This is a genomic window from Gilliamella sp. B2824 (genome assembly GCF_026536245.1).
Lineage (GTDB): Bacteria > Pseudomonadota > Gammaproteobacteria > Enterobacterales > Orbaceae > Gilliamella.
Genome location: NZ_JAFNON010000004.1, coordinates 17,931 through 31,824, shown reverse-complemented (window position 1 = coordinate 31,824; position 13,894 = coordinate 17,931). Strand labels below are relative to the sequence as shown.

General features: G+C 34.5%; 10 protein-coding genes and 1 riboswitch. Of the genes, 3 read left to right on the top strand and 7 right to left on the bottom strand.

Features of this window, described 5'->3' with window-relative positions:
• Nucleotides 1-4 precede the first annotated feature (4 nt).
• The gene (locus J3U56_RS04950) at nt 5-1,441 is read left to right on the top strand and encodes a 6-phospho-beta-glucosidase (RefSeq protein ID WP_267366898.1); all 1,437 of its coding nucleotides are present in this window, start codon (nt 5-7) and stop codon (nt 1,439-1,441) included.
• A gap of 128 nt (nt 1,442-1,569) precedes the next feature.
• Here the strand turns inward: J3U56_RS04950 and dinB are convergent, their stop codons facing one another.
• The 6 genes from dinB to J3U56_RS04920 form a co-directional block, all read right to left on the bottom strand.
• The gene (gene dinB / locus J3U56_RS04945; RefSeq protein WP_267332532.1) at nt 1,570-2,625 is read right to left on the bottom strand and encodes a DNA polymerase IV; all 1,056 of its coding nucleotides are present in this window, start codon (nt 2,623-2,625) and stop codon (nt 1,570-1,572) included.
• An 81-nt stretch (nt 2,626-2,706) separates the two neighbouring features.
• Nucleotides 2,707-4,413 (bottom strand): phosphoethanolamine transferase CptA, encoded by a 1,707-nt coding sequence (gene cptA, locus J3U56_RS04940; RefSeq protein WP_267366895.1) that lies wholly within the window; start codon nt 4,411-4,413, stop codon nt 2,707-2,709.
• Nucleotides 4,414-4,583: 170 nt separating this feature from the next.
• Nucleotides 4,584-5,288 carry a thiamine ABC transporter ATP-binding protein ThiQ gene (thiQ, locus tag J3U56_RS04935; protein WP_267332530.1) on the bottom strand — a complete coding sequence of 235 codons (705 nt, stop codon included), beginning with the start codon at nt 5,286-5,288 and terminating at the stop codon, nt 4,584-4,586.
• Nucleotides 5,275-6,840 carry a thiamine/thiamine pyrophosphate ABC transporter permease gene (gene thiP, locus J3U56_RS04930; protein ID WP_267366891.1) on the bottom strand — a complete coding sequence of 522 codons (1,566 nt, stop codon included), beginning with the start codon at nt 6,838-6,840 and terminating at the stop codon, nt 5,275-5,277. Before thiP ends, thiQ begins: the two co-directional genes overlap by 14 nt.
• A 17-nt stretch (nt 6,841-6,857) precedes the next feature.
• On the bottom strand, nt 6,858-7,856 hold the full coding sequence (gene thiB, locus J3U56_RS04925) for a thiamine ABC transporter substrate binding subunit (RefSeq protein ID WP_267332528.1): 999 nt from the start codon (nt 7,854-7,856) through the stop codon (nt 6,858-6,860).
• 39 nt (nt 7,857-7,895) lie between these two features.
• A riboswitch (TPP riboswitch) is annotated at nt 7,896-8,004 on the bottom strand.
• Between the two features lie 43 nt (nt 8,005-8,047).
• Nucleotides 8,048-8,395: a hypothetical protein gene (locus J3U56_RS04920; protein WP_267366888.1), complete on the bottom strand. Its 348-nt coding sequence runs from the start codon at nt 8,393-8,395 to the stop codon at nt 8,048-8,050.
• A gap of 486 nt (nt 8,396-8,881) precedes the next feature.
• Here J3U56_RS04920 and argS point away from each other — a divergent pair, with 486 nt between their 5' ends.
• Together argS and J3U56_RS04910 are read left to right on the top strand one after the other, a co-directional pair.
• On the top strand, nt 8,882-10,615 hold the full coding sequence (gene argS, locus J3U56_RS04915; protein WP_267344826.1) for an arginine--tRNA ligase: 1,734 nt from the start codon (nt 8,882-8,884) through the stop codon (nt 10,613-10,615).
• A gap of 550 nt (nt 10,616-11,165) precedes the next feature.
• Nucleotides 11,166-12,182, top strand: a complete 1,017-nt coding sequence (locus J3U56_RS04910) for an amidohydrolase family protein (protein ID WP_267332525.1) — start codon at nt 11,166-11,168, stop codon at nt 12,180-12,182.
• 112 nt (nt 12,183-12,294) lie between these two features.
• On the opposite strand, the gene J3U56_RS04905 is transcribed toward J3U56_RS04910, so the two are convergent.
• Nucleotides 12,295-13,620: a hypothetical protein gene (locus tag J3U56_RS04905; RefSeq protein ID WP_267348249.1), complete on the bottom strand. Its 1,326-nt coding sequence runs from the start codon at nt 13,618-13,620 to the stop codon at nt 12,295-12,297.
• Nucleotides 13,621-13,894 lie beyond the last annotated feature (274 nt).

The window sequence follows — 13,894 nt, the reverse complement described above, 5'->3', positions numbered from 1 at the left end:
AGTTATGAAGCAAAAAACATTTTTATGGGGTGGAGCGTTAGCTGCCCATCAATTTGAAGGCGGTTGGAATGAAGGAGGCAAAGGCCCAAGTGTTGTCGATGTAATGACAGCGGGTGCCCATGGTGTTCCAAGACAAATAACTGAAGGTATAGAAGCGGATAAATTTTATCCGAATCATACTGCTATTGATTTTTATCATCACTATAAAGAAGATATTAAGCTATTTGCAGAGTTAGGTCTAAAATGTCTGCGTACTTCCATTGCATGGACGAGAATTTATCCTAAAGGGGATGAACTTGAGCCTAATGAAGAAGGACTAAAATTCTACGATGCGGTATTCGATGAATTAATTGCCCATGGCATTGAACCCGTTATCACCCTATCGCATTTCGAGATGCCACTGCATATTGCCCGTCACTATGGTGGATTCCGTAATCGTAAAACCGTAGAGTTTTTTGAGCGTTTTGCTATTACCTGTTTTGAACGTTATAAACACAAAGTCAAATACTGGATGACGTTTAACGAGATTAATAACCAAATGGATACCAGTAATCCAATCTTTTTCTGGACTAATTCAGGTGTTCAAGTTAAACCGGGCGAAAATCCTCAAGAAGTGCTTTATCAAGTTGCGCACTATGAGCTGTTAGCGAGTGCTAAAGCTGTGATTGCTGGCAAAAAAATTAACCCAGATTTTCAAATTGGTTGCATGGTATCTCATGTACCTATTTATCCGTTTTCTTGTAATCCTGAAGATATGATGTCCTCAGAAATCGCAATGCATCAGCGCTTCTTTTTCCCTGATGTACATGTTCGTGGCTATTATCCAGCATACGCATTAAAAGAGTTTGAACGCGAAGGCTACAAACTTGATATTACTGAAGAAGATTTAGCTTTTTTAAAACAAGGTACTGTTGATTACATCGGCTTTAGCTACTACATGTCAACTGTCGTAAAAGCTGATGTTAAAAATGATAACCGTAATAATATCGTCAATGGTGCACTACCTAATGCAGTTGAAAACCCTTATATAAAAAGCAGTGACTGGGGCTGGCCAATAGATCCTGAAGGTTTGCGCTATACACTTAACCGTTTATATGATCGCTATCAGTTACCTTTATTTATTGTGGAAAATGGTTTTGGTGCAATTGATGAATTAGAACATGATAATCAAATTCATGATAAACCTCGCGTTGAATATCTGGGCGCACATATTAAAGCAATGTTAAAAGCTATTGACTATGATGGCGTTGACGTGATGGGCTATACCGCATGGGGAATTATTGATGTGGTTTCTTTCACTACGGGTGAAATGAAAAAACGTTATGGTGTCATTTATGTTGATCGTGATAATGAAGGTAACGGCACAATGAAACGCTATAAAAAAGATTCATTTCAATGGTATAAACACGTCATAGCCACCAACGGCGCTGATTTAAAATAGTGCCGTTTATTGCTTGATTAGACACAATGAGGATTTTATTACTACAGGTAAAATCCTCATAGACACGTTATATTGTTAACCGTCAGCTAACACAATGATTGATTGACTAACAAACATTTTCAGAATCATCAAAAATTAAAAATTAACTGTTTATCCAATTGTGGGTCAATTAATGTAACATGAAAACCAATTAACCTGACACCTCGATTATTACGCCTTTCTTGCCATACTTTATAAGCTTGAGCAATTAAATCTTGTTTATCTAATTTTGGCCAGACGTGTTCTTGAGTGGTTAATTGAAAATCATCGAATTTGAATTTGACGCCTTGTCTTGCAATCGATAGATCTGTTCTAACTTTACTTAACCTTTTCTCTAATTCATCATACAGAGGATCAAGTTGGTCTAAACATGCTTCCCATTGATAAATATCATCGATTAACGTGCGTTCAACCCCTACCGATTTACGTTGTCGATCATTACAGACCTCGCGTTCATCAATACCTTGGCATCGTTCAAATAACACTCGACCAAATTTACCAAACTGATTAAGCAGCTTGGTAAGATCGTAATTAACAACATCGTTACAAGTAAATAAGCCCAATTCAGTCAGTTTTTTTTCGGTCACTTTACCTACACCGGGAATTTTATTAAGTGGTAACTGTGCAATAAAATTGTTCACTTGTTCGGGTCTAATGACATACTGACCATTAGGTTTATTCATATCTGATGCAATTTTTGCGAGAAATTTTAAAGGTGCAACACCGGCTGAAGCTGTTAATTCTAGTTCATTAAAAATAGCTTGGCGTATATCTTGGGCAATAAGCGTTGCTGAACCATGACAAAGTTTACACTCTGTTACATCTAAATAAGCTTCATCAAGCGAAAGTGTTTCAATTGCAGAAGTATAACGCGCAAATATTTGGTGAATCTGATTTGATACCTCTTTATAAACTGCATGCCTACCAGGAATTACTTTAAGATTAGGACATAGTTTTATCGCTTGTGCTGTTGACATTGCACTATGTACACCAAATTGACGTGCTAAATAATTAGCTGTTGCAACAACACCTCGTTTGCGTGGATCGCCGCCTACTGCAATAGGTAAATGACGATAACGAGGATTATCTCGCATTTCAACTGCAGCATAAAAACAATCCATATCAATATGAATAATTTTTCGCATAATGGGTTTAATTGTACTTAAGATATAACTGTATAAATATACAATATCATACCTTAAGTACTCGTGCAAACGGACAATAAATTAGTGTGATAATTTATCAAAATCGATCAATCCATTTTTATCATAAGGATCGCCTATCCACCGAGTTGATTGATGAAAGTTAGGATTAACAATACTTTTTTGCGGTTCATATAAGTTATAACTCAGTCCAGCTAAATCAGACCAAGTATGAATCAAATCTTGGGTACTGTATTTACGATCAACATAATTTTGATAATTATTAGGATGCGTTGCCCGCCACTGCGGTGATTGCCAAAGCATAAATGGTACGGTGTACATGGTTTTCGTTGGTGCTTTTTCATTACGACCTAATACATCATGAGGTGGAGTTTGGTAAACATCTTCACCATGATCAGAAAAATACAAGATAAAACCATTTTCGTGGCTTTGTTTAAACATTTTAAACAAGGTTGTTGTGACATAATCATTATAACTGACCGCATTATCATAACTATTATAAACATCTAACTTATCGTCATCTAAAGAATGAGCAATGCCAGTTTTATCGCGAAAACGGTCATGTTCGCCATCTTTTGGATAGCGAAACTCATATTTCATATGTGTACCAAGCAGATGAATAACAATGAATTTCTTTTCTGCTGGATCGGCTAACACAGATTTAAAAGGCGGAAAAACTGACTCATCATACTGCCTTGAACTTTGATTGCGATCATTATTCATATAAAACTGCTCATCAGCCTGTTTTGAAAACATAGTTAACATGGTATTACGTTCTGTCATTGTCTGTTGATTAGTGATCCAAAACGTTTTATAACCTGCTTGTTTCATCAAGTAAATTAGTGAGGGAGTTTTCAAATATAAATCAGGATGCCGCTCATCAGCAAAGGTTAACGCTTGTTGTAGAATTTCAATGGTATACGGTCTTGAAGATACAACATCATTAAATACGAGTAAATCTGGATTATCCTTTTTAAATTGTTCAATTTGAGGCGTCGTATCGCGTCCATAACCATAAATCCCCATGCGATTACGAGTGGTGGATTCACCAATAATTAGCACTAACGTTCTTGGCGTATCACCATTAGCATCGGTTAAATTTTCTAACTTTGGTAAGGTTTGCAAGTGATTTAAGATATCTTCCATGCTAGATAATTGCGAACGATAAGCTATGTAACTATTGATTAATTGCCAAGGTACTGTGGTTTCCATACGTGTTAATAAATGTTTATACGCCTCTTCAAAGGTGTTTTTTTTGACAGTTAAGCTAATTACTAACGGCATTATCGCGTAAATAGCAATTAGCATAGATACTATCCACTTGGTACCATTTTTAACATAAACAGGTTTGACTTTTTTCCACAAATAAATTGCAATTAAAATATAAACAACAAGGATAACCACCAATTTCCAACTTAAATATTGTTGAATAAATTCATGTGATTCATTGAAGTTTGATTCCGCCATGACAAAAAATACACTCTGTGAAAATTCTTGTCGGTAAATGACAAAATATCCAATTGAAATCAAAGACAGGCCACCAACAATTATTCCATAAACAGCGGTGATTTTACGGGTATAATTAGGAAAAAATAAAACAGGAATTAGCCAAATCAAACTATAAATTATTGCATCGCGCAAACCAATAAAGTTGGAGTGTCCAGATAAGGCTATATAAAGTTGTAAAGCACAAGAAAAATAGCAAAAAAATAGAATGATAAAAATAAGATTTGACCAACTAAATTTTGCAGACTGGTTAAATTTTTGCATAACTTTTTTTTCAACAAGGAATAATTAAGTTTTATAAGTTATCTTTTCGAGATTAATAAAACCTTAAGGTATTTATTAAAGTTAATAATTAATAACAACCCTAGTTACTAAAATAAAAAAACTTAATATATAATTGATCAAGTTATCACTAAATTAACATTATTATCATATTAGTCAATTTTTATACCTAACAATTTTGCAACAGCACTATACTGTGGTTGCATTAATTGCGCAGGCCGTTCATTAAAAATAATCTGTCCATCTTCTACCACTAAACAACGCGAGAAATAGTTCAATGATTCATCTAGATAATGCGATACCATCATTAGCGTTAAATCATACTGATGACAAATTTGATTAACTAACGATAACATTTCTTGACGTAAAGCTTGATCAAGGGCTGAAAAAGGCTCATCCAACAATAAAATTGGACGATGTTGTATCAAACAACGAGCCAGCGCTACTCGTTGACGTTGCCCTCCTGATAATTGTTCTGGATAACGCTCTGAAAATCCAGCCAATCCGACTTGTTCAAGAATATTAGCGATTGTATTTTGCTCAGCTTGTGTAAGTTTTAATGATGGTTTAATTCCTAAAGCGATGTTTTGTTGAACTGTTAAGTGACTAAATAAATTATTGTGTTGAAATAACATCGACACAGGGCGTTTGCCCGGCGCAATTTTTGTCATATTTTGATGATTAAGTTTAATTGTGCCTGAATTTGGAAAAATAAACCCAGCGATTAAACTCAATAAAGTACTTTTACCTGCACCACTTGGTCCAACAATCACGACGTGCTCTTTTGCTGCAATATTAATTTCAAAATGCATATTAAAATTATCGTAATGATAATTTACTTGATTAAGTTCGATCATAATCCATCACAACCATTAAGCTAAAAGATAACATCAATAAAATTGCAGCCGTCACAGTACCTTCTTGATAATGATAGTGTGATATTTGCTCATATAAATAGTAAGGTAAGGTAGTTAAAGCTTGCCCACCAAACAAAGCAATAACACCAAAATCACCAAATGACAAAATAACAGCAAAAGCAAAACTCATTACCATTAACTTTTTTAATGCCTTAAATTCAATCAAGTAAAAATGTGTTAAACCTTGAATATTAAGCGATTGGCAAAGTTGCCAATAACGTAAACTCACTTCATACATGGGGATTGAAAGATTTTTTAGTAAAAAAGGTAACGCTATCAGTGCGTTACACAACATCACTAATATTGAAATAATAATTATATTGTTGGCATATTGAAATAATAATAAGAAAAGCCCTGAAGCTAAAACCATACTTGGAATGGCCAAAATTAATGAACCAATTAACATTAAACGATTGCTCCATTTAATTTGTTGATTAATCAATAATCGGCTATTGGTCCAAAGTAACAATAATGCAAGAAACATTGCAATAAAAGCAGAACCTACTGCAATGATAATTGAGGTAAGCAGTGCTTTTAAAAGTGCCGCTGTTAATAACGCAAATTTGAAAAAATAAATACCTTCAATCAATATTGTAACCAACGGTAATAAAATAAATAAACTCCCAATCAAAATGATGACATAACTGATCAATGATAAATAGTAAGGAATCGGAACTTGATAAGTTTGATGAACAAATCGAATATGCATTTTTTTGATTCGATTTATTCTTTGCATGATGATAAGAAAACCAATACAACAAATTAGTTGCAAAAAAGAAAGTAACACGGCTTGTATAAGATCAAAATCACGTATCGACTGATATATTGCTACCTCAATAGTGGTATATTTTGGCCCGCCGCCAAGAGCTAACACGATTGCAAAACTTGAAAAACATAACATAAAAATCAGTGCTGCCATTGGTAAGATTTGTCGACGCAATAATGGCCATTCAACTAACTTAAAAAAAGTAAAAGCAGAAAAATTTAACTGAGCAGCTAACTGTTTTTGTTCGATAGGAACACTTTTTAAGGATTGATAAAACAAACAACAAGCATAAGGAAAATTTAAAAACACATGGGCTAATAATATACCTTTCAAACCATAAATTGATAATTCAATTGGTAGGTTCAAAAATTGAAAAATTAACGAAACGATACCATGCTGACCATACACTGAAAGCAAACCAGTAACCACAACTAAAGTTGGTAAAATAAAGGTAACCGGCATTATTTTGATGAGTAATCCCTGACATGGAAAGTCTACCATAGCTAATGCTTTCGCCATCAATACTGCCAATATGATGGCTAAACAAGTTGATAAACCAGCTTGCAAAACTGTTACCCAAATAATATGCAGTAAATAATGATCAAAATAGATGCTTATATTATCGGTTCGAATTGCAAATCCCCAAAGCGCAATAAGTGCCGTGCCTAATATGAGCAAAATCAAACCAACAGCACTGATACCTGGAATTAAGGATTGAAATTTCAATATTCGTTCCGATGACATTATTTACTGACAGCAACTTGCCATTCACGCACCCACGATTTCTGATTTAATTCAACTTGCTTTGCATCAAATTCAAGGGCTTTTTTCACTGTATCAATCTGTTGATAAGCTGCTGGCAAATCGGTTTTTATGATTGGATACATGACATTTTTTTCAGCAAATTGACGTTGAATCTCGGGTGTTAATAAATAATGTAAAAATTGGCGAGCTAACTCTGGTTGTTGTGTATATTTTACAATGGCAGCCACTTCAACTTGACGATAATGCCCCTCATCAAAAATGGCGGCAGCAAAACGATGATCGTTATCAGAAATTATATGTGCAACAGGGGAAGTGCTGTAACTTAATACTAAATCTGCTTCATTTTTCAAAAACATGCCGTAAGATTCGCTCCAACCTTTTGTTACTGTTACGGTATTTTTAGCTATTTTTTGCCATGCTTGCGCAGCATCATCACCATAAACTTTTTTAACCCACAGCAGCAAACCTAATCCAGGCGTGCTAGTTCTAGGATCTTGATAAATGATTTTCCAATGATCTTTATTGTCAACTAACTGTTGCATAGATCGCGGTGGATTTTTTATCTTCTGTTTATTATAAATAAAGGCAAAATAACCGAAGTCATATGGCATAAACTCATTATCCCACCAGTCAGTATAGAGATTATCGGGTTTGTCGATCTGATGTGGAATAAAAATATTCGTTAATTTTGCTTGCTCAAGTAGATTATTATCCAACCCTAAAACAACATCAGCATTGGTTTTATCACCTTCAAGCTGAATACGATTTAAAATTGAAACACCATCACCTAACGTAATTACTTCTAGCTGACAATGACATTGAGCTTCAAAACCCTGTTTGATAGCTTCTCCAGGCCCCCACTCCGACATAAACGAATTATAGCTATATATTGTTAAAGTCGGTTGCTGTGCGCCAGAAAAATGCGACCAAAACAATGATATAAATAGAACAGTTGATAACAACAATTGACGAAACATTTTGCCTCCAAATAGCAAGAAAAAGACAAAAGGTTTGAGCAGATATAATAACTCAAATCCCTCCGCTGGCATGATCCAGTTCAGGTTCGACGGGTTATGTTAACACAACTAACACTCTCAGCCCATTAGGGCACCCCGTTGAGAACAGCATTAGTGTAGTCGGTGAAGGCTTAATTGTAAATAGTTGTTACTCACTGTTGCCATTCAAACTTCTTTGCCATTTTAGAATAAATTAACTTAAACTTACCAGTGTTGATCTTATATTGCTCTCCTTTACAAAATTCCGGTTTAGGATCTTTTATTAGTCCAGCTTCATCACCATATTCATGTTCATCATCATAATAGTCAGTCACATAATGTTTTAGGTTTATCGTTAAATCCTTATTAACCGAAAATTCAATAAAACAACTCACATCCTCATAAGAATATTGACTATCCAAAAGCACCGCATCAAGCAATTTACCTTGTTCATCATAACTAGCTAGTTGAATATTGAGTAATGGGGTATCAGATATCCCATACCAATTATAAATAATCACTTAAAGACAATTATTCCGCATAAAACCACCTAATTCGTAATAACGAATTCCTTCATGAAAGGGAATAAATTCATAGGACGTATTTTGGATCGGGAAATCAATCTCTTGCTCATTTAAAGGTCAAGTGAGTTTTGCATACTTATCCAAAAGGACATTTTCACCATGATTATTTGATTTATAGTATTTTATCAATTGTGAGGAGGTTATCGGTAGTTTGAGCTCTTGCAGATTGTTATGGTCTTGGGCAAATGCCAAAGTTGAAAAGACAAAAAGCATTGACAATCAGTTAGTTAAATAAATTTTGGCACATGTTTTCTTTTTATTTTTTTCTATTTTATAGTTAAGTTAATCTATCACCCTTAAATTAAAAAATTTTTGTTTATAAAAAAATTAGCTATTTACTTGTCCTTAACTAATCCCACAGTGACAATTTATCAATTTATCAGTATTATATTGGGCATTTTATTTTAATTGATTAGGTTCAGTGTGAATATTCAACAACTATTAACACAACGTGTTTCCCAAGCAATGATTATGGCCGGTGCTGATAAAAACTGTGACGCTTTAATCAAGCAATCCGCTAAAGTTCAATTTGGTGATTATCAAGCAAATGGTATCATGTCTACCGCTAAAAAATTGGGAATGCCACCACGCGCATTAGCTGAAAAAGTTTTACAACATCTTGATATTGATGATATTGCCGATAAAGTGGAAATCGCTGGGCCGGGTTTTATTAATATCTTCTTAAAAAATAGTTGGATTGCTGAACAAAACGAAGTCGCGCTAAGTAGTGATAAACTCAATATTACTTTACCCGCCAAACCTCAAACTATTGTGGTTGATTACTCGGCACCCAATGTTGCTAAAGAGATGCACGTCGGTCATCTACGCTCAACCATTATTGGTGATGCCAGTGTACGAGTATTAAGCTTTCTTGGTCATAATGTTATCCGTGCCAACCATGTTGGAGATTGGGGAACCCAATTTGGGATGTTAATTGCCTATCTTGAAAAAATGGAAAATGAACATGCCAACGACATGGAGCTTTCAGATTTAGAATCGTTCTATCGCGCAGCTAAAAAACATTACGATGAAGACGAAGCCTTTGCCGAAAAAGCCCGTAATTATGTAGTAAAACTTCAAGGTGGTGACAAATATTGCCGTGAAATGTGGCGAAAATTGGTTGATATCACCATGACGCAAAATATTGCCACATATAAACGCCTTAATGTCACATTATCGATTGAAGATACAATGGGCGAAAGCATCTATAACAGCATGCTACCAGGCATTGTTGCCGATCTAAAACAGAAAAAATTAGCGGTTGAAAGTGACGGTGCAATCGTTGTATTTTTAGATGAATATAAAAATAAAGAAGGCGAACCCATGGGCGTTATCATCCAAAAACGTGATGGTGGCTATCTTTATGCAACAACCGACATTGCCTGTGTTAAATATCGTTATGAAACACTTCATGCTGAACGTATTTTATATTATACCGATTCACGTCAACATCAACATTTAGAACAAGTTTGGGATATCGTGCATAAAGCGAAATATGTACCAGAATCCTTAAAACTTGAGCATCACATGTTTGGTATGATGTTAGGTAAAGATGGCAAGCCGTTTAAGACGCGTTCTGGTGACACTGTTAAATTAAATGATCTACTTGATGAAGCGACAGAACGAGCGACTACTTTAATTCGAAATAAAAATCCAGACTTAACCGATACTGAGCTTGCCCAAGTGGTTGACGCTGTAGCAATAGGTGCGGTCAAATATGCTGATCTTTCCAAAAATCGTACCACCGATTATGTGTTTGATTGGGATAATATGTTGTCATTTGAGGGAAATACGGCCCCTTATTTACAATATGCTTATACGCGCGTGCTTTCTGTATTTAGAAAATCAAATATCAGCGAAGACAGCTTAAGCGGCACTATTAATTTAGGTACGGATAAAGAGCGAGCATTAGCGATTCGATTAATACAATTTGATGAAACTGTATCAAACGTTGCCGCAGAAGGCACACCACATGTACTTTGCGCCTATTTATACGATATCGCTACCCTATTTTCTAGTTTCTATGAAAATTGCCCTATTTTAACGGCGGAAAACGAAAACTTGAAACAAAGCCGCTTAAAATTGGCTTCGTTAACCGCTAAAACCCTTAAAATCGGTCTTGATATGTTAGGAATCAAAACTGTCGAAAAAATGTAACATTAGCATACCACCGATAAAATTCATCATCGGTGGTTTTTTCATTAAAACACATAAATTCTTTTAAAATTTTTACACGCTGATATATTAAAGAACGCTAAAAATCCAATTCATCCATATACTCTTTAGTGTTAAACAAAGCAATACTACACTTTTTGAGATTGACAATAAATCGCATAATGCTTTTGTTGGTCTCGATTTTTGGACAATAGATTATTGATATAAAATAGGTAGTTATTGATTAAAAATCCTGTAATACCAAAATTAAATTTTATATAAAAGCTTGAATTTGGGATAAAAATCTAAAAAATAATACTTTAACCTTTTCATTTATTTACATATTTTCATAAGGACGGCACTTGATATTAAAAATAGTTTAGTTAGAATTCTTTCAAATTATTTAAGCAACCAAGAGTAGTTGACCATGACAAAATATAAATCAACAGTCCTAAACAACATTGTTGATTTATTGTTAATCCTCCATCTTAGGGGGATTTTTTTTATCTATTATTTTATCTAATTTAGCTCAATTGAATCGTAGAGGCACATTATGACCGATAATAAAAAGATGTTATTAACCAGTCGAGATCAAAGTTTAAAAGCATATTTAATGAATAAAATTAAACAAAATGGCGGTTGGGTTAATTCACATATGCATGCCGATCGTGCTTTTACGATCACTGTTGACAGTTTTGATGTTTATCAAAAGCAGACTTTAATTGAAAAATGGGATACGTTAGATAAAGTCAAAGCATCGATGAGTGAAGACGATTATTACCGCCATTTCAGCATGGCGGTTGAGCGAATGATCGAACAAGGGGTCAGTGCCATGGGATCATTTGTCGATATCGATCCAATTGCAGAAGAGCGAGCAATCAAAGGCGCACTAAGAGCCCGTGAAACTTATAAAAATGACATTATCATAAAATTAGTCAATCAAACCCTTAAAGGTGTTATTGATAAAGAAGCACGTTACTGGTTTGATAAAGGTGCAGATTTAGTTGATATCATTGGTGGATTACCACGTCGTGATGAACGTGATCATGGTGAAGGAATGGGGCTAAAACATCTTGATGTATTGATGCAAACAGGAAAATCATTAGGCAAAATGGTCCATGTTCATGTTGATCAATTTAACTCCTCAGACGAGATTGAAACCGAACAACTCACCGATAAAACTTTGGAACATGGCATGCACGGACGCGTAGTAGCAATTCATAGTATTTCAATTACTGCGCATAGTTTGGAATATCGTCAAAAACTCTATAAAAAAATGAAAGAAGCGAAAATGATGGTCATCGCTTGCCCATTCGCATGGATCGATAGCCCTCGCCGTGAAGAACAAGGTCCTACTCGTAATTCTCTTACTCCTGTTGATGAACTTGCCGCTGCAGGTATTCCTGTTGCGATTGGTACCGATAATGTCAGTGATTATATGTTACCATTTTCAACAGGCAACATGTGGGAAGAGCTTAAACTACTCGTTACAGGATGCCGGTATACCGATTTAGACAATGTGGTAAATGTCGCTACCAAAAACGGACGAATGGTATTAGGACTTGAATAATAATTGAATGAAACACAATAAAATTTGACCAATAAAAAATCCCACAGTTTTTAATCTATTGTGGGATTTTATTTTTTCAGTTTGGTATTTAACAACTTATTAAAGTATAAAATTATAATCTTTTTATATCTTGCGCAATATGAGATATTTCATTCATAATTTGCGTTTCAAGCTCATTTTTTGCCTCTTGCGTTAATTGGTATTGTTGTAAATAATTGCCATCTTGATGATCAAATTCGTAACTTGGTTTATCTCCCGTATAGGAATAGTTAACCTGCATTGAGTTTTTTTCAACTCGAAACGTTTTATCATAGCTTATTAGCCCTGTCACGTTTAGGTAAGCAGTCACGGTTATTTTATTCATCAATGTTTCTATTTTTAGGTTATAATCCTTTTCGCCATTCTTTTTAGTTTCATTTTTAACCGATCCACCCTGATCAGAGTAGTTTTCATCAAATCGGAGTCTGACATTAACTTGACTAGCATTGCTATCATCAGTAGTGGTCACAATTCCTTGATCGCGGATTGCATCCATTATTCGACTTTGCATACCACCATTAACGTTAAAATAGACTGTTATACGACCTTTTTCGGCATAAACTTCAGCCTTTTTACTTGCATCTCGATAAGAGCCATTGGGATAGGTATTAGAAGCTTTTTGGTACTGATATGCCGCATTACGATAATCAGCTCGCGAACTTGCTTTTTTAGCGATTTGTTCACCTTCAGCATAAGAGGAAATCGCAATTTGAGTTTTGAAGATTTTAATGTAATAATTCGCTAGTTTTTCACTATCTTTATAGTGTCCGATTGGACTATAAACTTCAGCGGCTTTGTTAAAGGCAGCCGCTGCTTGATGATAATCTTTTTTACGAGCAGCTTGCTGCCCTATTTTATAGTACTCTTGAGCAACTAATTGCAAATAACGATTATTTGCTTTTTTATATGAAGCATTAATATCTTTATAGTCATAAATATCTAAACCTTGTTTATATAGCTCGGCTTTCTTTTTATAACTTTCACTATCCTTAGCTACAATTGAGTTTGCTTGGTCATAATAAACTTTGGCAATATCTTGTTTCAATTTTGAACTGGTATACTTATCTAAAAAAAAGCTCAACTCTGGACTATAAAATTGATTACTTAAGCGATCATGCATTTCCATTAATTTATTATAAGTGGAAATTTTGTCTTCGTAATCGTTAGCCGCGCTATCAGCTAAGTCTGCTTCATATTTAACCATCACGCGATTAACCAAATTGCGCAAATGCTCAGCATCTTCTTGCTTGAATTTAGCTATACCTTTTTGTTCAATATTGAGTGCTAATATATTAATACTTTGAAGATAGTATCCTTCATTATATGCTTCTTCATAAGTGCGTGTATGGCTACAACTCGCTAACCAAAACATTAACAAAACAACAATTAAATTCCTCATAATTTTTACTTCCATTTGTTAAACCTATCTTTAATCATTGAAAATAATTTACATTATTCTAATTAGTTACATAAAAAATTATATAGTTAAAACTAAAAAAAATATCCATTTATTTTGAATTTAAAATCCCTGCCTCAATTCATATTTGTAGGGATTTAATTGTTACTCGTTGCGATAGCGCCTGATCTATTATTTTATTAGCTAAATCCGATCTCATTTCTAATGTTTCTTTAGTTTCATTACATAACTTTGGCTGTCGGTACCGGTAATTGAT